Origin of the sequence: Streptomyces sp. NPDC002742, from assembly GCF_042888885.1 — a bacterium.
Classification (GTDB): domain Bacteria; phylum Actinomycetota; class Actinomycetes; order Streptomycetales; family Streptomycetaceae; genus Streptomyces.
In genome coordinates this window covers 158,978-179,087 of the sequence record NZ_JBIAQF010000003.1, presented here as the reverse complement: position 1 = coordinate 179,087, position 20,110 = coordinate 158,978, and the positions used below count along the sequence as shown (strand labels likewise).

The window sequence follows — 20,110 nt, the reverse complement described above, 5'->3', positions numbered from 1 at the left end:
TTCGGACGGGGAATCGACCAGGGGTCCCCCTAGGGGGCGCGTCGGAGCTCTTCCCCCGCATGACCCATCATGGGTGGGATCGCACCGGAGCCCGGGGCTCCCTCGTTCGAGGAGAAACGCACCGCATGACCAAGCGTCACGGCCATGGCCTGCTCGCCGCGGTCCTCACCGTGGTCGTGGTCCTTTCCACAGCCATCTACCTCGGTGTCGAGGCCGGCGGCGGCAGCGGCGCGAGGGCCGACGTCGCCGGTGGCCGCACATCGCAGAACGCCGCCCCCGCCTCCACCGGCACCTGGGTCGGCGCCTGGTCGGCCTCCCCGGCCGGACCCGAGCCCGGCACGGAGTCGAGCGGGCTGGCGGGCCGCTCCGTGCGCAACGTCGTCCACGCGGCCGTCGGGGGCACGAGTGCCCGCATCACGCTGTCCAATCTCTACGGGCAGCAGCCGCTGGTGGTCACGCACGCCACGATCGCCGTCGCCGCGACCGCGAACACCGCCGCCGCCACGCCCGACACCATGCGCCGCCTCACCTTCGGCGGAGCCACGACGGTCGTGATCCCGTCCGGTGGACAGGTCAGGAGCGACGCCGTTCGCGTCCGTATCCCGCACGGCGCGGACGTCCTCGTGACGACGTACTCGCCGGCCCCGTCCGGTCCGGTCACCTACCACCCGCGCGCCCGGCAGATCTCGTACGTGGCCACCGGCGACCGCACACAGGACGTGAGCGCCACCCCGTACACCGGACGGAGCTCGTACTGGCGCTACCTGACCGCGCTCGACGTGCTGAGCGACGAGGCCACGGGCACCGTCGTCGTCCTCGGCGACTCGCTCACCGACGGCGTCACCTCCACCGTGGGGGCCAACCGCCGCTGGACGGACGTCCTTTCGGAGCGGCTGCACGCGTCGGCCGGATCCGGCGACACGCCCCGCTACAGCGTCGTCAACCAGGGCATCAGCGGGAACCAGGTCCTCGCCGAGAGCTCGGGCGGGCCGGCCGACAGCCCCAGCGGGCTGAGCCGGTTCGGACGCGACGTACTCGACCGGACGAACGTCAGGGCCGTCGTCATCGACCTCGGCGTCAACGACATCCTGCGCAACCCGAACCAGGTCGACCCGCGCTCCGTCACCGACGGCCTGCGGATCCTGGTGCGCCGGGCGCACGCCCATGGGCTGCGGGTGGTCGGCGCCACTTTGATGCCCTTCCAGGGGCACCGCGGGTACACGGACGCGCGGGACGCCGTGCGCCAGGCCGTGAACGCGGAGATCCGGGCCGGGAAGGTGTACGACGCCTTCGTCGACTTCGACGTGGCGCTGCGGGACCCGTACGACCCCCGCCGGCTGCGGGCCGACTACGACTCGGGCGACCACCTGCACCCCAGCGACAGGGGGTTCCGCCGGATGGCCGACGTGTTCGAGCTGAAGGACCTGTCGGGCTCGGCTCCGGCCGAACTGTGACCGAAGCCGCCTGAAGTCAACAGCCCCGCACACCGCCGGAGTTCAGTAGTCGCCCTCGCGCCGGCGGTCCTGCCGGCGGTCCCGGTGCCGCTCCCTGCGTTCCTCATGGCGCCGGCGGCGCTCCTCATGGCGCTCACGCCGGTCCTCGTGGCGGTCACGGATCAGGTCGCGGACGTCGTCGAGCGCGTCGTACGCGTCACCGAGGCCCCCGCCCTGTGAGCCCTGCAACTCCTTGCGGGCCTCCCGGCGTTCCACCTTCTCCTGGCGACGCTCCTCCTTGAGGCGCTGCCGCTCCGCACGGGTGAGTTTGCGCTCTACGCCGACACCGCCCCAGAAGGCGAAGCCCGTGATGATCACACGGGGTGCGCCGGGGTCGCCCGCCCGGTCCGACTCACGGTGGTCGAAGCCGCCCATGATGCCTATGCCGCGGACGACGACCTCGACGCCGGGCGGCACGATCACGTTCATCCCGCCCATGACCGCGACGCAGTTGATGACGACCTCGCGGTCCGCGAAGTTCGCCTCGCGCAGGTCGATCTCACCGCCGCCCATGAACGCGAAGGTGTTGAAGCGCTTCGGCACCGTCCAGCGGCCCTTGCGCTCGAAGCCGGAGAGGATCGCCACACCCCACGAGGACGACCCCTCGCCGCCGACGATGCGCGCGCCCCAACTCCCGTCGTCCACCGGCTGCTTGACCATGGAGACGCGAGCGGTCGGGGCCGCGCCGGGCAGATCACGGGTGATCGGCGCCAACTCCCCGTAGGTGCGGGCGGCGTACGTCGCCTCCAGCCGCTCCTCGAACTCCTCCATGTCGAGACGACCCTCCGCGAGGGCGTCCCTCAGCTGTTCGGAGACTCGTTCACGATCGGCGTCGGAGGCGCGCAGCTCCGGGAGTTCGTCGTCGGTCATGGACAGCAGCCTACGAGTTCCCCCGCCCGTGGGCCATCCGGCCCACCCATCCGGCAGCCTCCGCCACGACACCGGATTCCCGGCTACGAGACCGACTTCCCGGCGTACATGCGGCTGATGACCGCCTCGATGTCGGGCTCCCGCACCGAGAGGTCCACCAGCGGGTACTCCGCCGCGATCCGCGCCACCAGCGGAGCCGCCGACCGCGCGGCGGGGAAGGCCAGCCACTGCCGCGGCCCCTCCACCTTCACCACCCGCGCCGACTCCACCTCGATCGGGGGCAGTTCGCGCTCCAGGTCCACGACCAGGGTCCGCTCGCTCTCCCCCACCTCGTGCAGCCCGCTCAGCGCGCCGTCGTACATCAACCGCCCGTGATCGATGACCATCACCCGTCGGCACAACTGCTCGATGTCGGTGAGATCGTGCGTGGTGAGCAGGACGGTCGTACCGCGCTCGGCGTTCAGGTCCCGCAGGAACTCCCGGACCCGCACCTTGCTGACCACGTCGAGCCCGATCGTCGGCTCGTCGAGGTAGAGCACCTCGGGGTCGTGCAGCAGGGCCGCCGCGATGTCGCCGCGCATCCGCTGCCCCAGCGACAGCTGCCGTACGGGAACGTCCAACAGGGCGCCGAGCTGCAGGAGTTCGACGCAGCGGTCGAGGTTCTCCCGGAACCGCGCGTCCGGGACGCGGTACATGCGATGCATCAGCCGGTACGAATCGATCAGCGGGAGGTCCCACCACAGCGTCGTACGCTGCCCGAACACGACCCCGATCCGGCGCGCGACCCGGGTGCGCTCACGGGACGGGTCGAGTCCGGCGACCCGCAGCCGGCCGCCGGACGGGGTGAGGATGCCGGTGAGCATCTTGATGGTGGTCGACTTGCCGGCGCCGTTCGGGCCGATGTAGCCGACCATCTCGCCGCGCGCCACGGTGAAGGAGATCGAGTCGACGGCCCGCACCTGCCGCCGCTCGCTGCGCAGGAACCCCGTCCTCTTGCGCACCTCGAAGACCTTCTCGACACCGTCGAGTTCGATGAAGCCGCCCTCCGGACCCGCTCCCCCACCCGCCTCCGGGCCCGCTTTCCCGCCCGCCTCCGGGCCCGCTTTCCCGCCCGCCTCCGGACCCGCTCCCCCGCCCGTCTCCGGACGAGCCTCCCCGCCGGTCTCCGGACCCGCTCCCCCGCCCGGAGTGGTGAACCCGCTGTTTCCGGTGATGGCCACGCCCATTCCCCTAACTTCCCGTACTCCGGTACGCGCGCAGCCCCGCGCGCCAGGCGATCCCGGCCAGCGCGCAGCAGCCCGCCGCCACGAGTGGTGGTGCGAACGCGACCCACGTCGGCAGGTCGAGCGGATAGGGCCGCCCCAGCACGTACAGCGCGGGCAGCCAGTTGACGAAGGCGAGCGGGAGGACGAAGGTCACCCCGCGCAGCAGGTCCTTGGAGAAGACGGTCGGCGGGTACTGCAGGAGCGTATTGCCGCCGTAGGTGAAGGAGTTCTGCACCTCGGAGGCGTCCTGGGCGACGAACTGGAACGCCCCGCCCGCCACGAACACCGCCGAGAAGATCGCTCCACCGCTGAGCAGCGTCATCGGGATGATCAGCACCTTGAGCGGCGTCCAGTGGATGTCGAGCACGGCGAGGGCGTATCCGAGGACGAGCAGCCCCTGGGTGATCCGGCCCAGGCGGCGCAGCGCGAAGCGGTCCGCCGCGACCTGCGCGAGGACGGGCACGGGACGCACCAGAAGCGTGTCGAGGGTGCCGTCGCGCACCCGGCGCCCGAGCCGGTCCATCGAGCCGAGCCCCAGGTCCGCGAGCCCGAAAGCCGTACCGGACAGCCCGTACAGCAGGGCGACCTCGGGCAGGCCGTAGCCGCCGAGCCGGTCGACCCGCGAGAACATCAGCAGGATCGCCACGAAGTCGAGGGCGGTCGCCGCGAAGTTCCCGAGGGCCGTCATCGCGAATGAGGCCCGGTAGGCCATCGTGGAACGGATCCACATCGCGGTGATCAGCCGGTAGGCACGCAGCCCGTCCCGCAGCCGCTCGTACGCCCCCTGCCGCTCGAAGGGGTGATGGTCCGCGCGGGCGGTCTCGCGCAGCGGACCGGCCACGACCCGCGTCCCCCGCTCCATCGAGTCAGCCACCCTGCACCACCACCCTGCGCGTCGCCACCGACTGGACCAGCCGCCCGGCCGCGAGCAGTCCCACCGCCCAGGAGGCCTGCACCGCGTAGGTGCCCAGCGGGTCGGCCGTGCCGAGCAGGACGTCCACGGGCGCCTGGATCAGCGAGGACCAGGGCAGCGCCCGTACGACCTCACCGAGCGCACCCGGGAAGACGTTCAGCGGCAGCAGCATCCCCGAACAGAAGACCCCCGCGATGGACGTCAACTGCGCCACCCCCGCGCCGTCGAGCAGCCAGAACGCGGACAGCGCCACCAGGAATCGGATCGCGAACCCGACGACCACCCCGAGCGCCACCGCGACCAGGAAGGCGAGCCAGGCCAGTGGATCCGAGGGCAGCGCCAGATCGAAGACGAGCGCGCCGAACACGAGCGGAACCACTCCGCGGCCGAGCAGGTGGAACAGCGCCCGGCCGACGTCCTGCGCGAGCCACCACATCTGGAGGTCGGCCGGCCGGTACAGATCGATCGCGATGTCACCCGTACGGATGCGCTCGATCAGTTCGTCCTCGAAGCCACCGCCCAACACCGCGACCACCATCAGCAGCCCCTGGCTGACCCACACATAACTGAGCGCCTGCGCCTGGTCGTAGCCGCCGAGGTGCGGCTTCGTGTCCCACAGGGCGATGAACAGGTACGCCAGGATCAGCCCGAAGACCGTGTTCGTGAAGACACCCGCCGCGGTCGCCGTCCGATAGGTGGCGTAACGCCGGAACCCGCTTCCCACGACAGCCGCGTACAGCCGCGCTGCGCCCACAACCCGTCCCTTTCCTGAGCTTTGAGCCAAAGCGCAGGAGCCTAGCCCCCGCCCGACTCGCCCCGCCAGGCATTTTCCGGCGCGACGCGTGCCGGGATCGGGGAACGGAACGCATGGTGCGAGAGTCTTCAAGAGGTGACATACAAGGCGTACGAGGGCGTATGGGAACGTACGACGCGAAACAGGAGTTCGGCGAACAGATGAGCGACGAGCCGCAGCAGCGCAGCCGGGGCTGGGCACCCAGGGAACCGGAAACCGGCCCCCGCCCGGCCCCGGCCACCGCGGCGGGACCGCAGACAGGACCGCGACCAGGACCGCGGACGGGCAAGCCCGGCAAGAAGCCGAAGCGGAAACAGCGGCCGAGGCGGACCGGCCTGCGCAGGCTCGTCCCGACCTGGCGCGCGCTGCTGGGCACGATCCTCGGCACGGTGCTGTTCCTGGCCGGCCTCTTCGCGCTCGGCTACTTCCTCGTCAGGATCCCGTCCGCGAACGCCGCCGCGATCAAGCAGAGCAACGTCTACCTGTACGCCGACGGCAGCCAGCTCGCCCGCGACGGCGACGTCAACCGCGAGAACGTCCCGCTCGCGCAGATCTCCAAGGACGCCCAGCACGCCACGCTCGCCGCCGAGGACCGTGACTTCTACAGCGAGTCCGCCATCGACCCCAAGGCGATGCTCCGCGCCGGCTGGAACACGGTCACCGGCAAGGGCAGGCAGTCCGGCTCGACGATCACCCAGCAGTACGTCAAGAACTACTACCTGGGCCAGGAGCAGACCGTCACCCGGAAGGTGAAGGAGTTCTTCATCTCCATCAAGCTCGACCGGGAGAAGAGCAAGGACGACATCCTGGAGGGCTACCTCAACACCAGCTACTACGGCCGCAACGCCTACGGCATCCAGGCCGCGGCCCAGGCCTACTACGGCGTGAGCGCCAGGGACCTGACGGTCGGCCAGGGCGCCTACCTCGCCGCACTGCTCAACGCGCCCAGCGAGTACGACGTGATCGCGCACCCCGAGAACAAGGCCGCGGCCCTCGCCCGCTGGAACTACGTCCTCGACGGCATGGCCAAGCAGAAATGGCTGACCCGGGCCGACCGCGACCGCGTCGCCTTCCCGGCGCCCAGGCAGGCCAAGGGCTCGGCGGGCCTGTCGGGCCAGCGCGGCTACCTCGTGCAGGCCGTCAACGCCTATCTGACCTCGAACGGGATCGTCGACGAGGACACTCTCACCAGCGGCGGCTACCGCATCACGACCACACTCCAGAAGTCCAAGCAGGACGCCTTCGTGAGAGCCGTCGACGACCAGGTGATGGACCAGCTCGACAAGAAGAACCGCAAGGTCGACACCTACGTCCGCGCGGGCGGCGTGGCCATCGACCCGTCCAGCGGCAAGGTCCTCGCCATGTACGGCGGCGTCGACTACACCAAGCAGTACGTCAACAACGCGACCCGCCGCGACTACCAGGTCGGCTCCACCTTCAAGCCGTTCGTCTTCACCTCGGCCGTCCAGAACGGCTCCGGGACCCAGGACGGCCGTACCATCAACCCGAACACCGTCTACGACGGCACCGACCAGCGCCCCGTGCAGGGCTGGAACGGCGGCTCCTACGCGCCGGAGAACGAGGACGGCGTCTCGTACGGCGACATCTCCGTCCGCACCGCCACCGACAAGTCGGTCAACTCGGTGTACGCGCAGATGGCCGTCGACGTCGGTCCCGCCGAGGTGGAGAAGACCGCCGTGGCCCTCGGCCTCCCCGCCGGCACCCCCGACCTCACCGCCTCCCCGTCCATCGCGCTCGGCCCGGCCACCGCCAGCGTCCTCGACATGGCCAAGGCGTACGCCACGCTCGCCAACCACGGCAGGCACGGCACGTACACACTCGTCGGGAAGATCACCAAGGACGGCTCGGAGGACGTGGGACTGCCGGTCCGGGACGTCCGGCCGAGCACCCGGCAGGTGGTGAGCCGCGAGGCCGCCGACACCACGACCTCCATGCTCCAGAGCGTCGTCGACGGCGGCACCGGGCAGGCCGCGCAGGACGCCGGCCGGCCCGCCGCGGGCAAGACCGGCACGGCGGAGGAGGACACCGCCGCGTGGTTCGCCGGCTACACACCCGACCTCGCCACCGTCGTCGCCGTGATGGGCCAGGACCCCGAGACCGGCGCCCACAAGTCCCTGTACGGCGCCCTCGGACAGTCCCGCGTCAACGGCGGCGGCTACCCCGCCCAGATCTGGGCCCAGTTCACCCAGGAGGCCCTGGACGGAACGGACGCGACGGACTTCGACCTCCAGCTCCAGCCGGGCGCGGACGAACAGGACGACCCCAGCTACGACCCCGGCACACCGGACGCCACCGACAACCAGGACAGCGGCGGCACCACGGGCGGCGGCCAGGACGCGGGCGGCACACAGGGCGGGGCCAACGGCAGCACACCGGCGTCGACGAACGGCCGCACACAGGGCCAGGGTCAGGGCCAGACCCAGGGCGAGACGAACGGCCGGCCCCGGGGCCAGGCCGACGGCGGCACCGACGCCACCGGCACGACCACGACCGGCACCACCGGTGGCACCACCACGGACGGCGGTACCACCGGATCCACCACGACCGGCGGGGGCACCACGGACGGCGGCATCGTGGGCACGACAGCGGGCCAGGGACCACTCAGCGGACTCACACCGAAGAAGCAGAGACACTGAGCCGGCGGAGGCCGGAAAGGGCGGGGCCGGAAAGGGCGGGGGCCGGACCGGCGGTCAGATCCCCAGATCCTTGATGATCTTCGCCACGTGCCCGGTGGCCTTCACGTTGTACAGCGCCCGCTCGACCTTGCCCTCCTCGTCCACGACCACCGTGGAGCGGATGACACCGACGACCGTCTTGCCGTACAGCTTCTTCTCGCCGAAGGCCCCGTACGCCTCCAGGACCGTCTTGTCGGGGTCCCCGACCAGCGTGACCTTCAGCGACTCCTTCTCACGGAACTTCGCCAGCTTCTCGGGCTTGTCCGGGGAGACACCGATCACGTCGTAACCGGCGCCCGCCAGCAGGTCCAGGTTGTCCGTGAAGTCGCAGGCCTGCTTCGTGCAGCCGGGGGTCAGGGCGGCCGGGTAGAAGTACACGATGACCTTGCGGCCCTTGTGGTCGGCCAGGGAGACCTCGTTGCCGTCGGCGTCGGGCAGGGTGAAGGCGGGGGCGGTGTCGCCGGGCTGGAGTCGCTCGCTCATCGGAACCTCACGTGGCCGGGGTGCATGGAATGGATACGGAACGAGCGTAATGGGGGGTGCCGAGGGGTGCGGCCCCGTCCGAACTGACAGACTGTCCGAATCAGGGAGTCACTACACGACCACGGAGGCAGCGCGGTGTCGGATACGTCGAGAACGCCGGATACCAGGACTCCGGCGCAGATCGAGGCGGACATCAAGCACCGCCGCACAACACTCGCCGACACGCTCGACGAGATCGGCGTACGGGTGCACCCGAAGACCATCGTCGAAGACGCCAAGGCGAAGGTCGCCTCCAACATCGATCACACGCTCGGACGTGCCTACGTCGGCGTCAACCGCGTCGTCGGCGATGTGAAGGGGCAGTTCGTCACCGAGGACGGCGCGCCCCGGCTGGAGCGCATCGTGCCCGCGGCTCTCGTCGCGGTCGGACTCGTCGGACTGTTCGTGGTGGGCACACGGCGCCGCAAGCGCTGACCCGCCCGCGTACGAAACAGGCCGGGACAGGTAGGTTCGGGGCGTGAGCGCCAATCGTGAAACGCACAGCACCCATGACGACAAGCTGCCCATCCGGATGCTGCACGACCGCGTGCTGGTTCGGCAGGACGCCGCCGAGGGCGAGCGGCGCTCCGGCGGCGGCATCCTGATCCCCGCGACGGCGGCCGTCGGCCGGCGCCTCGCCTGGGCCGACGTCGTCGCGGTCGGGCAGAACGTCCGTACGGTGGAGCCGGGCGACCGGGTCCTGTACGACCCCGAGGACCGTGCCGAGGTCGAGGTGCGCGGGATCGCCTACGTGCTGATGCGCGAGCGGGATCTGCACGCCGTGGCCGCGGACCGCTTCGAAGGGTCCGAGGACTCCACCGGCCTGTATTTGTAGGGCATACGCACCCGAAGGGGCCGGTGACCATGGTCACCGGCCCCTTCGCCATTGTTTTGCTACGGTGGAAGCACCCCCGACGAGACGCGCCGTACCGGGGCTCCGCAAAGACGACGCACCCCGTCTCAAGCCGTCGTCTCCCGGAGGTGCCTCCCATGGCCTGGGTCCTGCTCGTCGTCGCCGGTCTGCTCGAAGTCGGCTGGTCGATCGGAATGAAGTACACCGAGGGCTTCACACGCCTGGTCCCGAGCGTGCTCACCGGCGCGGGCATCGTCGCGAGCATGGTCCTGCTGTCGTACGCCGCCAAGTCGCTCCCGATCGGCACCGCCTACGGCGTCTGGGTCGGCATCGGCGCGGCGGGCGCGGCGATCCTCGGCATGACCGTCCTCGGCGAACCGGCAACAGCCGCCCGCATCTTCTTCGTCTGCCTGCTCCTGGTGTCGGTGGTGGGCCTGAAGGCGACGTCGGGGCACTGAGCCCACTCCGAAACCCGACCGGACACTCACTGGGCGTAACCGTCCGATAAACGGTTCGTTAGTCCGTACGAGGTCGCGAACAAGCGACCGGAACGGAGGGGACGATGCCGGTCAGTCCGTACACCAAGGAGCGCCTGACGGAGGCGGCTCGGGCGTCGCGAACGTTGTCGGAGGCGTTGACGAAACTCGGTGTGGATCCTAAGAGTTCGACACGGCGGTACGTCCTTGAGCGGATGAAGAAGCTCGACGTGGACACCACTCACTTCGAACGTGAGGGAGCGCGGTGGACCAAAGAGATCCTTGAACCGGTCGTCTCCGCATCGACAAGCGTGTACGAAGTGCTGCGCCGACTCGGTCTCGACGCGGTGGGCGGTCACCACACCAACATCCACCGCCGGATCAAGGCGTACGGCGTCGACACGTCGCACTTCCAAGTCCCAGCCCAGCGCGGGCAGACCAGACGACCTCGCACGCCCGAGACCTTGCTCGTCGAGCAGTCGACCGATCACACCCGGCGCATCCCGAGCGGCCAACTCAAACGGGCGATGACGACCCTGGGCGTGCCCGAACGTTGCGCGCACTGTGGCACGGAGCCGACCTGGCGAGGTCATCCACTTCCTCTGGAGGTCGACCACATCAATGGCAACTGGCGTGACAACCGCATCGAGAACCTCCGGCTTCTGTGTCCCAACTGCCACTCCACGACGGACAGTTACCGAGGTCGCGCCAAGGGGCGCACCAGGGGTGGCGCCTCATGAGCAGGGGCGTGCGGTACACCCGCGAGCGGATGACGCAAGCCGCCGAACAGTGCTCCGACATCGACGAGGTCATCGCCCTTTTCGGCACCCAGCCATACGGCTACCTCCGGCGCTACCTGACGAGACGCTTCGCTCACTTCGGAATCGACATCTCACACTTCCAGCATTGCGGCAGGCACACCAAACAGACTCGGCCCACGTCTGACGAACTGCGCGTGGCAGTGGCAGAGTCATTCTCCATCGCCGAAGCGCTTCGTCACCTCAGCCGCCCGGATAACGGCAACCAACGCGCGATGTTTCGCCAGTGGATCGCCGAAGAACGCCTCCCGACCGCCCACTTCCTGGGACAGGCACACCAGCGGGGAAGGCCAGGCACATCGCCTGCCAAACGACCGGAGGACATTCTGATCCAGCACAGCGGGAAACGCCGGACTAAAACTCCGCAGTTGCGCCGAGCGCTCTGCCAAATCGGCATACCCGAGCAATGCGCCGAGTGCGGCACTGGATCTGCGTGGCTCGGAAAACCCATGACGCTGGAAGTCGACCACATCAACGGGGACTGGAGCGACGACCGCCCGGAGAACCTCCGTTTGCTGTGCCCCAACTGTCACGCGATCACCACCACCTGGTGCCGAGGAGGCCGCCGAACACCAGATAGGCAATCACCGCGGGACCGGTAGCATGGCGGCGTACGCGGCCGTGGCGAAATTGGCAGCACGCGCGGGCCTTAGGAGCCCGTGGGCGAAAGCCCGTGTGGGTTCGAGTCCCACCGGCCGCACACAGAGAGGGGCCGTCCAACAAGGCGGCCCCTCTCCGTATCTCAGCCCAACAACTCCCGCACCACCGGCACCAGCGCCCGGAACGCCTTCCCCCGGTGGCTGATCGCGTTCTTCTCCGCGGGGGTCAGTTCCGCGCAGGTGCGGGTGTCGCCGTCGGGCTGGAGGATCGGGTCGTAGCCGAAGCCGTTCGTGCCGGCGGGGATGTGGCGCAGGGTGCCGCGCAGTTGGCCCTCGACGACGCGTTCCGTGCCGTCCGGCAGGGCGAGCGCCGCCGCGCAGGCGAAGTGGGCGCCCCGGTACGGGGCTTCGATGTCTGAGAGCTGGGCGAGGAGCAGGTCCAGGTTGGCCCGGTCGTCGCCGTGGCGGCCGGCCCAGCGGGCGGAGAAGATGCCGGGCGCGCCGTTGAGGACGTCGACGCACAGGCCCGAGTCGTCGGCGACGGCGGGCAGGCCGGTGGCCTGGGCCAGGGCGTGGGCCTTCAGCAGGGCGTTCTCGGCGAAGGTGACGCCGGTTTCCTTGACGTCGGGGACGTCGGGGTAGGCGTCCGCGCCGACGAGGTCATGGGTGAGCCCTGCGTCGGCGAGGATCGCCGTCAACTCGGTGAGCTTTCCGGCGTTGCGGGTGGCGAGGATCAGGCGGGTCATGGTCGCCAGTATCTCCGAGTCCGGTCCCGGGTCCGGCCCCTGCCGGATCCCGGGCCAAGTCCCGAGTCCGGCCCCGCCGGATCCCGGGCCAGGTCCCGGGTCAGGTCCCCTGAAGCCCCGGTCCGGGCCCCCGCCCGACCGTCTCCTGGATCCCGTCCGACCCCCGCCCGGTCCAGAGCCGGGCCCCGGTCACGAGCCGGCCCCGTTACGGCGTGCACACCTTCGTCAGTTCGCCCGCCGCGGCCGTGACCGGGCTGATGTCGGGGGTGCTGTCGCCGTTCTTCACGGCCGTACGGACGTTGTCGACGGCCTTGTTGAGGTCGTCGACCGCCTTGTTGACGTCGGCGTTGTCGGTCTTGTCGCCTATCTTGGCGAGGTTGGTCTCTATGGAGTCGAGGGACGCGTCGGTCTGCGTCGGGTCGTTCGCCGCGTTCTCGACGGCCTGCTGGAGCGCGGTGACGCTGTCGGCGATCGAGTCGGCGGTCTGCACGCAGTCGAGCGCCTTGCTGACCGCGTCGCAGCCGACGGCCGCCGGCAGGGCGACGAGTGCGGCGACGGCGGCGATTGCGGCGGTGCGGCGGCGATTGCGGTGGCGCGCGGCCATGGAACGGTCCCTCCCCGTGGGCATGATGTGGCGCGGCCACGTCGGCGGACCGCACCGGCCCGCTGCGCGGTCGGCCCGATCCACCCGAAGGGGCCGGCGGGCGCACGGCTGGACCGTACGCCCGTACCCATAAGAACGCGAAGGATTAACCGGCGGTTGCCTCACCGGTCGCTTCGAGTACCGCGCGCTGGATGGCGGCGAGTTCGTCGCAGCCACCGACGGCCAGGTCCAGCAGGGCGTTGAGTTCCTTGCGGTCGAAGGGCTCGGCCTCGGCGGTGCCCTGGACCTCGACGAAGCGGCCGTCGCCGGTGCACACGACGTTCATGTCGGTGTCGGCCCTGACGTCCTCCTCGTAGCAGAGGTCGAGGAGGGGGACGCCGCCGACGATGCCGACGGAGACCGCCGAGACCGTGCCGGTGAGAGGCTTGCGGCCGGCCTTGATCAGCTTCTTGCCCTGGGCCCAGGTGACCGCGTCGGCGAGGGCGACGTACGCGCCGGTGATGGCCGCGGTGCGGGTGCCGCCGTCGGCCTGGAGGACGTCGCAGTCGAGGACGATGGTGTTCTCGCCGAGTGCCTTGTAGTCGATGACGGCGCGCAGCGAGCGGCCGATGAGGCGGCTGATCTCGTGGGTGCGGCCGCCGATCTTGCCGCGGACGGACTCGCGGTCGCCGCGGGTGTTGGTGGCGCGGGGCAGCATGGAGTACTCGGCGGTGACCCAGCCCTCGCCGCTGCCCTTGCGCCAGCGCGGGACGCCTTCGGTGACGGAGGCCGTGCAGAAGACCTTGGTGTCGCCGAAGGAGACGAGGACGGAGCCCTCGGCATGCTTGCTCCAGCCACGCTGGATGGTGATGGGGCGCAGCTGTTCGGGGGTGCGGCCGTCGATTCGAGACATGACGTCGAGCCTATCCGCACAGGCGTGAGGGGCTGCCCGCCGGTGGCGGAAACAGCCCCTCACGGGTGAGCCGGAGTTCCTGAAGCGGTGTGCGGCCGGTGGGAGCCGGGCCGGCTTCAGTGGGTCCCGTCGCTCACATCATGTCTTCGATCTCGCCGGCGATGGGGTCGGCGTCGGTGCCGATGACGACCTGGATGGCGGTGCCCATCCGGACGACTCCGTGCGCTCCGGCGGCCTTCAGGGCGGCCTCGTTCACCAGGTCCGGGTTGGCGACCTCGGTACGGAGGCGGGTGATGCAGCCTTCGACCTCTTCGATGTTGTCGATGCCGCCGAGCCCGGCGACGATCTTCTCAGCCTTGGTGGCCATGTCGTACTCCCTGATCAGAACCGCTTTGTCGCAGTAACCCACAGTTGGCCCATCTTCGCGAGCGGTCATGTCGTGGGTGCCGAAGGATGGCGGTCACGACAGAGCGACGCGTCGTCAACTGGTCTACACCAGTGGGCGGGCAGTCGCCAAACCGGCCCGGTCCGGAGGACGCCCATGAGTGCCGTCAGCGCCGTCTCGCCAGCGCGCGCCCGCTGGAACAAGGCTTTCCAGGGGCTGCAGAAGATGGGCCGCAGCCTGCAGTTGCCGATCGCCGTGCTGCCGGCAGCGGGCATCCTGAACCGGCTGGGGCAGCCGGACGTGTTCGGCGCGGACGGGCTGGGCTGGGACAACCTCTCCAGGGTGATGGGGGCGGCGGGCGGCGCGCTGCTGGACGGCCAGCTCGGACTGCCGATGCTCTTCTGTGTCGGCGTGGCCATCGGCATGGCGAAGAAGTCGGACGGCTCCACGGCGCTCGCGGCGGTCGTGGGCTTCCTCGTCTACTACAACGTGCTGCGCGCGTTCCCGGAGACCTGTCCGGGCGGGAGCGTCAAGATCAAGCTGGGCTGCCAGCTCGAGGACAACTCCGTCGTGGAGTTCACGTACCAGAATCCCGGGGTCTTCGGCGGCATCGTCATCGGGCTGCTGTCGGCGTACTTCTGGCAGCGCTACCACCGGACGAAGCTGGTTGACTGGCTCGGCTTCTTCAACGGGCGGCGCCTGGTGCCGATCATCATGGCGTTCGTGGCCGCCGCGTTCGCGTCGCTGTGCGTGTGGGTCTGGCCGCCGATCGGTACCGGGCTGGAGAACTTCAGTGACTGGCTGGTGGGGCTGGGGGCGTGGGGGTCGGGTGTGTTCGGGCTGGCCAACCGGGCGCTGCTGGTGATCGGTCTGCATCAGTTCCTGAACGTGCCCATCTGGTTCCAGTTCGGCAGTTACACCAAGCCGGACGGTCAGGTCGTGCACGGGGACATCAACATGTTCCTGGCGGGCGACCCGAACGCGGGGCAGTTCCTCACGGGCTTCTTCCCGATCATGATGTTCGCGTTGCCCGCGGCGGCGCTGGCGATGACGCACACAGCGAAGCCTCATCGCCGCAAGGAGATCGGCGGTCTGATGCTGTCGGTGGCGCTGACGTCGTTCGTCACGGGCATCACCGAGCCGATCGAGTACTCGTTCATGTTCATCGCGCCGCTGCTCTACGTGGTGCACGCGGTGCTCACCGGCGTTTCCATGGCGGTGACATGGGGGCTCGGGGTGCATGACGGCTTCAGTTTCTCGGCAGGCTTGATCGACTACATCATCAACTGGAACCTCGCGACCAAGCCGTGGGCGATCGTGCCGATCGGGCTGTGCTTCGGCGCCGTCTACTACGCGATCTTCCGGTTCGCGATCACGAAGTTCGATCTGAAGACTCCGGGGCGGGAGCCCGAGGAGGACGTGGAGGACACGACCAAGGCGTAGACCTCTGCAAGCTCCGCATCAAGTCACAGGCCTCCCGGGCCTGGACCACTCCACGAAGGGCCCCCGGACCAGCCGGTCCAGGGGCCCTTCGTCATGACCGGAACTAGTTGTTCCCGTTATGGCCGAGGCCACAAAATTCGAGGGTTCCTCATCCAGCCTTCACCGTGCTAGAAACAGGTCTACACCACTGGTGGTGTAGACCACATGGTCGCTGCCGACCCTGTCGTACCTTTCCCGTCCCCCGGCAGCGCCCAGCGCATGGAGGAACTATGAGCACCGCCACCGTCCCGGCGGCACCCGCGAAGAAGCGGGGATCCGGCCTGTTCCAGGGCCTGCAGAAGGTCGGCCGCAGCCTGCAGCTGCCGATCGCCGTGCTTCCGGCGGCGGGCATCCTGCTGCGACTGGGAGTGCCGGACATCGCACAGAAGCTGCACCTGCCCGACAAGGTCACGGAGGTGTTCGCCACCGCCGGTCACGCGATCTTCGACAACCTGCCGATGCTGTTCTGCATCGGTGTCGCGATCGGCTTCGCCAAGAAGGCGGACGGCTCCACCGCGCTCGCGGCCCTGGTCGGCTTCCTGGTCTACAGCAAGGTGCTCGAGGCTTTCCCGGTCACCGAGGCGAAGATCCAGAAGGGCGCCGACATAGCGGCGACCTACAACAACCCCGGTGTCCTCGGCGGCATCATCATGGGTCTGCTGTCCGCCGCGCTGTGGCAGCGCTACCACCGCAAGCAGCTGGTGGACTGGCTCGGCTTCTTCAACGGCCGCCGTCTGGTGCCGATCATCATGGCGTTCGTCGGAACGATCATGGGCGTCTTCTTCGGCCTGGTGTGGGAGCCGATCGGTCACGGCATCTCCAACTTCGGCGAGTGGATCACCGGTCTCGGCACGGTCGGCGCCGGTCTGTTCGGTCTCATCAACCGCGCGCTCATTCCGGTCGGCATGCACCAGTTCGTGAACGCCGTGTCCTGGTTCCAGATCGGCGACTTCAAGGACTCCACGGGCGTGGTCGTCCACGGTGACCTCAACCGGTTCTTCGCCGGTGACCCGAGCGCCGGAATGTTCATGTCGGGCTTCTTCCCCATCATGATGTTCGGTCTGCCGGCCGCCGCGATCGCCATCGCGCACTCCGCCCGCCCCGAGCGCCGCAAGGCCGTGATGGGCATGATGATCTCGCTGGCGCTGACCTCGTTCGTGACGGGTGTGACCGAGCCGATCGAGTTCTCGTTCATGTTCATCGCCCCGCTGCTGTACGCGATCCACGCGGTGCTGACCGCCCTGTCCCTGGCGGTCACCTGGGCGCTCGGTGTCCACGCGGGCTTCACGTTCTCCGCGGGCTTCATCGACTACGCGCTGAACTGGAACCTGGCCACCAAGCCCTGGCTGATCATCCCCATCGGCCTGGTGTTCGCCGCGATCTACTACACGGTCTTCCGCTTCGCGATCATCAAGTTCAACCTTCCCACCCCGGGCCGTGAGCCCGAGGAGGAGATCGAGGACCTCACGAAGGCGTGAGCCGTCCCCGCCTGCGCGCGAAGGCCCCCGGAACCACCTGGTTCCGGGGGCCTTCGCGTACGCGGACGGCGTCAGATCTCGTACACGGCCCCCGGCGCCGCCAGTTCCACCGGACCGGTGTACGCCGAGCGGGCGTCCGTCAGGTTCGTGTGGGCGTCCGTCCACGGGGGGATGTGCGTGAGGACGAGGCGGCGGGCGCGGGCGCGGGCCGCGGTCTCGCCGGCCTCCAGGCCGTTGAGGTGGAGGCCGGGGATGTTCTCCTTGCCGTGGGTGAACGCGGCCTCGCACAGGAACAGGTCCGTGTCGCGGGCGAGTTCGTCCAGGGTCCCGGTCATCCCGGTGTCCCCGGAGTACGTCAGTGACCTTCCGCCGTGCTCCACCCGGATGCCGTACGCCTCGACGGGGTGGCTCACCCGCTCCGTGTGCACCGTGAAGGGGCCGACCTCGAACGTGCCCGGCTTGACGGTGTGGAAGTCGAAGACCTCGCTCATCGAGGACGCGGACGGCGTGTCGCCGTAGGCCGTGGTGAGACGGTGCTCCGTTCCCTCGGGTCCGTAGACGGGGATCGGGTCGCAGCGGCCGCCGTCGTGGCGGTAGTAGCGCGCGACGAAGTACGCGCACATGTCGATGCAGTGGTCGGCGTGCAGATGGCTGAGGAAGATCGCGTCGAGGTCGTAGAGACCGCAGTGGCGCTGCAGCTCGCCCAGGGCACCGTTGCCCATGTCGAGAAGCAGCCGGAAGCCGTCGGCCTCTACGAGGTAGCTCGAACAGGCCGATTCCGCGGACGGGAACGACCCCGAGCAGCCGACGACGGTGAGCTTCATAAGAGCTGGAACCTCCGCGCTGGCAGGACGTGCAGAGAGAGTAGATGCGGGGTGCAGGTACTCGGTTGCAGATACGGGAACGGGGGTCGTGCGGTCCATCGAGCGTAAGGCGCAAAAGGGCCGGTCGCTCCTCCGCCTGGGGCTGTTGTGGGCGAACTCACCTGTGGTGTCACCGGTTCGGATGGACCTTGGGGCACCTGGGGTCCGCGCAGGGCGGGCGGCGGCACATGCGCGCCGGTACCTTCTACGCCATGGACACGTCCTGGTGGCTCGCGTTGGCGGCGGTGGTACTGCTCGCGCTGGTCGCGACGCTGGTTGACGGCTGGGGGCGCCGCGGGCGCCGGCCGGCCGGCGCGACGCGTCCGCCGGGCCGGCCGCGCGGACCCCGCCGGAGCACGACACGGCGCGGCGGGCCGCTTCCGCGGGCGGCGGAGATCTGGTGGGCGAACGTCCCCTACGAGGACGGGCCGGGGGCCAAGGACCGGCCGTGTCTGGTGCTGGTGGTGCGCGGGAAGCGGGTGACCGTCGCGAAGATCACCAGTAAGTACCACGACGAGCGGCCCGGGGTGATCCCGCTGCCTCCGGGGGCCGTGGGAGACGCCCACGGGCGGCCGAGCTTTCTGGAGACGGACGAGCTGCGCGAAGTGCCGGTCGGCGACTTCCGGCGGCGGGTCGGCGTGGTGGATCCGAATCTGTGGGACCAGGTCCGCTACCTGGCACGCTGAGCACACTTCCAGGCCCGGTCCCAGACCCGATCCCGGTCCTGGGCCGAGGCGGAGTGCTGGGCCGAGGCGGGGTCGCGGGCCGAGGCGGAGTCGCGGGCCCCGTCCCGGGCCGTGCGCCGAGCCTCTTCCTCGTATGCGCGCGAACGCCGGAGGGCGCGGGGGCCGTGATCGCTCCCCGCGCCCTCCGGTCCGGCCGGTCCGGTTGCCCGGGCTACGCCCAGAGCTGTCCCTGCAGGGTCTCGATCGCCTCTTCCGTCGTCGCCGCCGTGTAGACGCCCGTCGACAGGTACTTCCAGCCGCCGTCCGCGACCAGGAAGGCGATGTCGGCGGACTCTCCGGCCTTGACGGCCTTGTTGCCGACGCCGATGGCCGCGTGCAGCGCGGCCCCGGTGGAGACGCCCGCGAAGATGCCCTCCTGCTGGAGGAGCTCCCTGGTGCGGGTGACCGCGTCCGCCGAGCCGACGGAGAAGCGGGTGGTGAGGACGGAGGCGTCGTACAGCTCCGGTACGAAGCCCTCGTCCAGGTTCCTGAGCCCGTAGACCAGGTCGTCGTAGCGCGGCTCCGCGGCGACGATCTTGATGTCCGGCTTGTGCTCGCGCAGGAAGCGTCCGACGCCCATGAGGGTGCCGGTGGTGCCGAGGCCCGCCACGAAGTGGGTGATGGACGGGAGGTCGGCGAGGATCTCCGGGCCCGTCGTGGCGTAGTGCGCGCCGGCGTTGTCCGGGTTGCCGTACTGGTAGAGCATCACCCAGTCCGGGTGCTGCGCCGAGAGTTCCTTGGCGACGCGGACGGCGGTGTTGGAGCCGCCGGCGGCCGGGCTGGGGATGATCTCGGCGCCCCACATGCCGAGCAGCTCACGGCGTTCCTGCGAGGTGTTCTCGGGCATGACGCAGACCATGCGGTAGCCCTTCAGCTTCGCCGCCATGGCCAGTGAGATGCCGGTATTGCCGCTGGTCGGCTCCAGGATCGTGCAGCCCGGAGTCAGACGGCCGTCCTTCTCCGCCTGCTCGATCATGTGGAGGGCCGGCCGGTCCTTGACCGAACCTGTCGGGTTGCGGTCCTCCAGCTTCGCCCAGATACGGACGTCCGCGGACGGCGACAGGCGCGGCAGGCGCACCAGCGGGGTGTTGCCCACCGCGGCGAGCGGGGAGTCGTAGCGCATCGGAGACCAGCGGCCGATCAGGCCATGCCACCGGCGACGGCCGGCAGGATCGTGACGTTGTCGCCGTCGGTCAGCTTGGTGTTGATGCCGTCGAGGAAGCGGACGTCCTCGTCGTTGAGGTAGACGTTGACGAAGCGGCGCAGCTCGCCGCCGTCGACGATCCGGGCCCGGATGCCCGCGTGACGGGTGTCGAGGTCGGTGAACAGCTCGGCAAGGGTCGCCCCGCCGCCCTCGACGGCCTTCTCGCCGTTCGTGTAGGTGCGGAGGATGGTGGGGATGCGGACCTCGATGGCCATGGTTGCGGGCTCCTGTCGGAAGGAAAGTCAGGTCGGACGACGCGCGGCAGCGCGGGCAGGGCAGGGGGTACGCCGGTTGCGGAGCCGCGGCTCTCCGGCCGTACGCGGCGGCGGGTCAGCGCGTACAGATGGCGCTCTGCAGCCTGCACAGGTCGACGTGCAGCCGCGCGACGAGCAGCATGCCCGGCGTCTTGTCGCTCACGTCGTGGAAAACCATG

The 20,110-nt window shown here is 69.6% G+C and carries 23 protein-coding genes, 1 tRNA gene and 1 riboswitch; of the genes, 11 read left to right on the top strand and 13 right to left on the bottom strand.

The features are described from left to right. The first annotated feature begins 125 nt into the window (after positions 1–125). The gene (locus ACFYW8_RS06095; protein ID WP_389068444.1) at positions 126–1,454 is read left to right on the top strand and encodes an SGNH/GDSL hydrolase family protein; all 1,329 of its coding nucleotides are present in this window, start codon (positions 126–128) and stop codon (positions 1,452–1,454) included. 42 nt (positions 1,455–1,496) lie between these two features. Here the strand turns inward: ACFYW8_RS06095 and ACFYW8_RS06090 are convergent, their stop codons facing one another. The 4 genes from ACFYW8_RS06090 to ACFYW8_RS06075 all read right to left on the bottom strand — a co-directional run bounded on the left by ACFYW8_RS06090 (position 1,497) and on the right by ACFYW8_RS06075 (position 5,295). After that, positions 1,497–2,363 (bottom strand): DUF1707 domain-containing protein, encoded by an 867-nt coding sequence (locus ACFYW8_RS06090; protein WP_365870178.1) that lies wholly within the window; start codon positions 2,361–2,363, stop codon positions 1,497–1,499. Positions 2,364–2,446: 83 nt separating this feature from the next. Beyond that, the gene (locus ACFYW8_RS06085) at positions 2,447–3,589 is read right to left on the bottom strand and encodes an ATP-binding cassette domain-containing protein (RefSeq protein ID WP_389068441.1); all 1,143 of its coding nucleotides are present in this window, start codon (positions 3,587–3,589) and stop codon (positions 2,447–2,449) included. A 4-nt stretch (positions 3,590–3,593) separates the two neighbouring features. Beyond that, positions 3,594–4,490: an ABC transporter permease gene (locus ACFYW8_RS06080; protein WP_389068814.1), complete on the bottom strand. Its 897-nt coding sequence runs from the start codon at positions 4,488–4,490 to the stop codon at positions 3,594–3,596. Between the two features lie 4 nt (positions 4,491–4,494). Further along, on the bottom strand, positions 4,495–5,295 hold the full coding sequence (locus tag ACFYW8_RS06075; protein WP_389068439.1) for an ABC transporter permease: 801 nt from the start codon (positions 5,293–5,295) through the stop codon (positions 4,495–4,497). A gap of 200 nt (positions 5,296–5,495) precedes the next feature. Between ACFYW8_RS06075 and ACFYW8_RS06070 the strand changes: the two genes are divergently transcribed. After that, positions 5,496–7,991, top strand: a complete 2,496-nt coding sequence (locus ACFYW8_RS06070) for a transglycosylase domain-containing protein (protein WP_389068812.1) — start codon at positions 5,496–5,498, stop codon at positions 7,989–7,991. Positions 7,992–8,045: 54 nt separating this feature from the next. Here the strand turns inward: ACFYW8_RS06070 and bcp are convergent, their stop codons facing one another. Next, a complete protein-coding gene (gene bcp, locus ACFYW8_RS06065) occupies positions 8,046–8,513 on the bottom strand; it encodes a thioredoxin-dependent thiol peroxidase (RefSeq protein ID WP_037619171.1) in 468 nt (155 codons plus the stop codon). A 135-nt stretch (positions 8,514–8,648) separates the two neighbouring features. Between bcp and ACFYW8_RS06060 the strand changes: the two genes are divergently transcribed. The 6 genes from ACFYW8_RS06060 (at position 8,649) to ACFYW8_RS06035 (ending at position 11,399) form a co-directional block, all read left to right on the top strand. After that, positions 8,649–8,987, top strand: coding sequence for a DUF3618 domain-containing protein (locus tag ACFYW8_RS06060; RefSeq protein WP_389068434.1), 339 nt, complete (start codon positions 8,649–8,651; stop codon positions 8,985–8,987). A 97-nt stretch (positions 8,988–9,084) separates the two neighbouring features. Next, entirely contained in the window at positions 9,085–9,387 is a 303-nt protein-coding gene (locus ACFYW8_RS06055) for a co-chaperone GroES (RefSeq protein ID WP_103554526.1), read from the top strand. 53 nt (positions 9,388–9,440) lie between these two features. After that, positions 9,441–9,507: riboswitch (guanidine-III (ykkC-III) riboswitch) on the top strand. Between the two features lie 35 nt (positions 9,508–9,542). Then, entirely contained in the window at positions 9,543–9,863 is a 321-nt protein-coding gene (gene sugE / locus ACFYW8_RS06050; protein ID WP_389068432.1) for a quaternary ammonium compound efflux SMR transporter SugE, read from the top strand. Between the two features lie 104 nt (positions 9,864–9,967). Beyond that, complete coding sequence (locus tag ACFYW8_RS06045; RefSeq protein ID WP_389068431.1) at positions 9,968–10,621, top strand: HNH endonuclease; 654 nt, start codon at positions 9,968–9,970, stop codon at positions 10,619–10,621. Beyond that, positions 10,618–11,301 (top strand): HNH endonuclease signature motif containing protein, encoded by a 684-nt coding sequence (locus ACFYW8_RS06040; protein ID WP_365870184.1) that lies wholly within the window; start codon positions 10,618–10,620, stop codon positions 11,299–11,301. Before ACFYW8_RS06045 ends, ACFYW8_RS06040 begins: the two co-directional genes overlap by 4 nt. A 13-nt stretch (positions 11,302–11,314) precedes the next feature. Beyond that, a tRNA-Leu gene (locus ACFYW8_RS06035) sits at positions 11,315–11,399 on the top strand. A gap of 42 nt (positions 11,400–11,441) precedes the next feature. On the opposite strand, the gene rdgB is transcribed toward ACFYW8_RS06035, so the two are convergent. The 4 genes from rdgB to ACFYW8_RS06015 form a co-directional block, all read right to left on the bottom strand. After that, positions 11,442–12,044 carry an RdgB/HAM1 family non-canonical purine NTP pyrophosphatase gene (gene rdgB / locus ACFYW8_RS06030; protein ID WP_389068427.1) on the bottom strand — a complete coding sequence of 201 codons (603 nt, stop codon included), beginning with the start codon at positions 12,042–12,044 and terminating at the stop codon, positions 11,442–11,444. A 205-nt stretch (positions 12,045–12,249) separates the two neighbouring features. Further along, entirely contained in the window at positions 12,250–12,648 is a 399-nt protein-coding gene (locus tag ACFYW8_RS06025) for a hypothetical protein (protein ID WP_365870186.1), read from the bottom strand. 145 nt (positions 12,649–12,793) lie between these two features. Then, positions 12,794–13,540 (bottom strand): ribonuclease PH, encoded by a 747-nt coding sequence (gene rph / locus ACFYW8_RS06020; RefSeq protein WP_365870187.1) that lies wholly within the window; start codon positions 13,538–13,540, stop codon positions 12,794–12,796. A gap of 133 nt (positions 13,541–13,673) precedes the next feature. Beyond that, positions 13,674–13,907 carry a PTS glucose/sucrose transporter subunit IIB gene (locus tag ACFYW8_RS06015; protein ID WP_351122607.1) on the bottom strand — a complete coding sequence of 78 codons (234 nt, stop codon included), beginning with the start codon at positions 13,905–13,907 and terminating at the stop codon, positions 13,674–13,676. Between the two features lie 174 nt (positions 13,908–14,081). On the opposite strand from ACFYW8_RS06015, the gene ACFYW8_RS06010 reads away from it, so the two are divergent. Both ACFYW8_RS06010 and ACFYW8_RS06005 read left to right on the top strand, forming a co-directional pair. Continuing rightward, complete coding sequence (locus ACFYW8_RS06010) at positions 14,082–15,368, top strand: PTS transporter subunit EIIC (protein ID WP_389068421.1); 1,287 nt, start codon at positions 14,082–14,084, stop codon at positions 15,366–15,368. A gap of 269 nt (positions 15,369–15,637) precedes the next feature. Further along, positions 15,638–16,885 (top strand): PTS transporter subunit EIIC, encoded by a 1,248-nt coding sequence (locus ACFYW8_RS06005; RefSeq protein ID WP_389068418.1) that lies wholly within the window; start codon positions 15,638–15,640, stop codon positions 16,883–16,885. Positions 16,886–16,956: 71 nt separating this feature from the next. On the opposite strand, the gene ACFYW8_RS06000 is transcribed toward ACFYW8_RS06005, so the two are convergent. Continuing rightward, entirely contained in the window at positions 16,957–17,709 is a 753-nt protein-coding gene (locus tag ACFYW8_RS06000; RefSeq protein WP_365870190.1) for an MBL fold metallo-hydrolase, read from the bottom strand. 251 nt (positions 17,710–17,960) lie between these two features. On the opposite strand from ACFYW8_RS06000, the gene ACFYW8_RS05995 reads away from it, so the two are divergent. Next, the gene (locus tag ACFYW8_RS05995; RefSeq protein ID WP_365870191.1) at positions 17,961–18,434 is read left to right on the top strand and encodes a type II toxin-antitoxin system PemK/MazF family toxin; all 474 of its coding nucleotides are present in this window, start codon (positions 17,961–17,963) and stop codon (positions 18,432–18,434) included. Between the two features lie 211 nt (positions 18,435–18,645). On the opposite strand, the gene ACFYW8_RS05990 is transcribed toward ACFYW8_RS05995, so the two are convergent. From ACFYW8_RS05990 to ACFYW8_RS05980, 3 genes are all read right to left on the bottom strand, one after another. Further along, positions 18,646–19,596, bottom strand: a complete 951-nt coding sequence (locus ACFYW8_RS05990; protein ID WP_365870192.1) for a cysteine synthase — start codon at positions 19,594–19,596, stop codon at positions 18,646–18,648. Positions 19,597–19,613: 17 nt separating this feature from the next. After that, positions 19,614–19,892, bottom strand: a complete 279-nt coding sequence (locus ACFYW8_RS05985) for a MoaD/ThiS family protein (protein WP_037619201.1) — start codon at positions 19,890–19,892, stop codon at positions 19,614–19,616. A 115-nt stretch (positions 19,893–20,007) separates the two neighbouring features. Beyond that, positions 20,008–20,109, bottom strand: a complete 102-nt coding sequence (locus tag ACFYW8_RS05980) for a putative leader peptide (RefSeq protein WP_311736770.1) — start codon at positions 20,107–20,109, stop codon at positions 20,008–20,010. Position 20,110: the final 1 nt, after the last annotated feature.

Excerpts from the sequence above, each read along its gene's own strand:
- ACFYW8_RS06095 (WP_389068444.1), top strand. The coding sequence starts at position 126 with ATGACCAAGCGTCACGGCCATGGCCTGCTCGCCGCGGTCCTCACCGTG.
- ACFYW8_RS06090 (WP_365870178.1), bottom strand. The coding sequence starts at position 2,363 with ATGACCGACGACGAACTCCCGGAGCTGCGCGCCTCCGACGCCGATCGT.
- ACFYW8_RS06085 (WP_389068441.1), bottom strand. The coding sequence starts at position 3,589 with ATGGGCGTGGCCATCACCGGAAACAGCGGGTTCACCACTCCGGGCGGG.
- ACFYW8_RS06080 (WP_389068814.1), bottom strand. The coding sequence starts at position 4,490 with ATGGAGCGGGGGACGCGGGTCGTGGCCGGTCCGCTGCGCGAGACCGCC.
- ACFYW8_RS06070 (WP_389068812.1), top strand. The coding sequence starts at position 5,496 with ATGAGCGACGAGCCGCAGCAGCGCAGCCGGGGCTGGGCACCCAGGGAA.
- bcp (WP_037619171.1), bottom strand. The coding sequence starts at position 8,513 with ATGAGCGAGCGACTCCAGCCCGGCGACACCGCCCCCGCCTTCACCCTG.
- ACFYW8_RS06055 (WP_103554526.1), top strand. The coding sequence starts at position 9,085 with ATGCTGCACGACCGCGTGCTGGTTCGGCAGGACGCCGCCGAGGGCGAG.
- sugE (WP_389068432.1), top strand. The coding sequence starts at position 9,543 with ATGGCCTGGGTCCTGCTCGTCGTCGCCGGTCTGCTCGAAGTCGGCTGG.
- ACFYW8_RS06045 (WP_389068431.1), top strand. The coding sequence starts at position 9,968 with ATGCCGGTCAGTCCGTACACCAAGGAGCGCCTGACGGAGGCGGCTCGG.
- ACFYW8_RS06040 (WP_365870184.1), top strand. The coding sequence starts at position 10,618 with ATGAGCAGGGGCGTGCGGTACACCCGCGAGCGGATGACGCAAGCCGCC.
- rdgB (WP_389068427.1), bottom strand. The coding sequence starts at position 12,044 with ATGACCCGCCTGATCCTCGCCACCCGCAACGCCGGAAAGCTCACCGAG.
- ACFYW8_RS06025 (WP_365870186.1), bottom strand. The coding sequence starts at position 12,648 with ATGGCCGCGCGCCACCGCAATCGCCGCCGCACCGCCGCAATCGCCGCC.
- rph (WP_365870187.1), bottom strand. The coding sequence starts at position 13,540 with ATGTCTCGAATCGACGGCCGCACCCCCGAACAGCTGCGCCCCATCACC.
- ACFYW8_RS06015 (WP_351122607.1), bottom strand. The coding sequence starts at position 13,907 with ATGGCCACCAAGGCTGAGAAGATCGTCGCCGGGCTCGGCGGCATCGAC.
- ACFYW8_RS06010 (WP_389068421.1), top strand. The coding sequence starts at position 14,082 with ATGAGTGCCGTCAGCGCCGTCTCGCCAGCGCGCGCCCGCTGGAACAAG.
- ACFYW8_RS06005 (WP_389068418.1), top strand. The coding sequence starts at position 15,638 with ATGAGCACCGCCACCGTCCCGGCGGCACCCGCGAAGAAGCGGGGATCC.
- ACFYW8_RS06000 (WP_365870190.1), bottom strand. The coding sequence starts at position 17,709 with ATGAAGCTCACCGTCGTCGGCTGCTCGGGGTCGTTCCCGTCCGCGGAA.
- ACFYW8_RS05995 (WP_365870191.1), top strand. The coding sequence starts at position 17,961 with ATGGACACGTCCTGGTGGCTCGCGTTGGCGGCGGTGGTACTGCTCGCG.
- ACFYW8_RS05990 (WP_365870192.1), bottom strand. The coding sequence starts at position 19,596 with ATGCGCTACGACTCCCCGCTCGCCGCGGTGGGCAACACCCCGCTGGTG.
- ACFYW8_RS05985 (WP_037619201.1), bottom strand. The coding sequence starts at position 19,892 with ATGGCCATCGAGGTCCGCATCCCCACCATCCTCCGCACCTACACGAAC.
- ACFYW8_RS05980 (WP_311736770.1), bottom strand. The coding sequence starts at position 20,109 with ATGGTTTTCCACGACGTGAGCGACAAGACGCCGGGCATGCTGCTCGTC.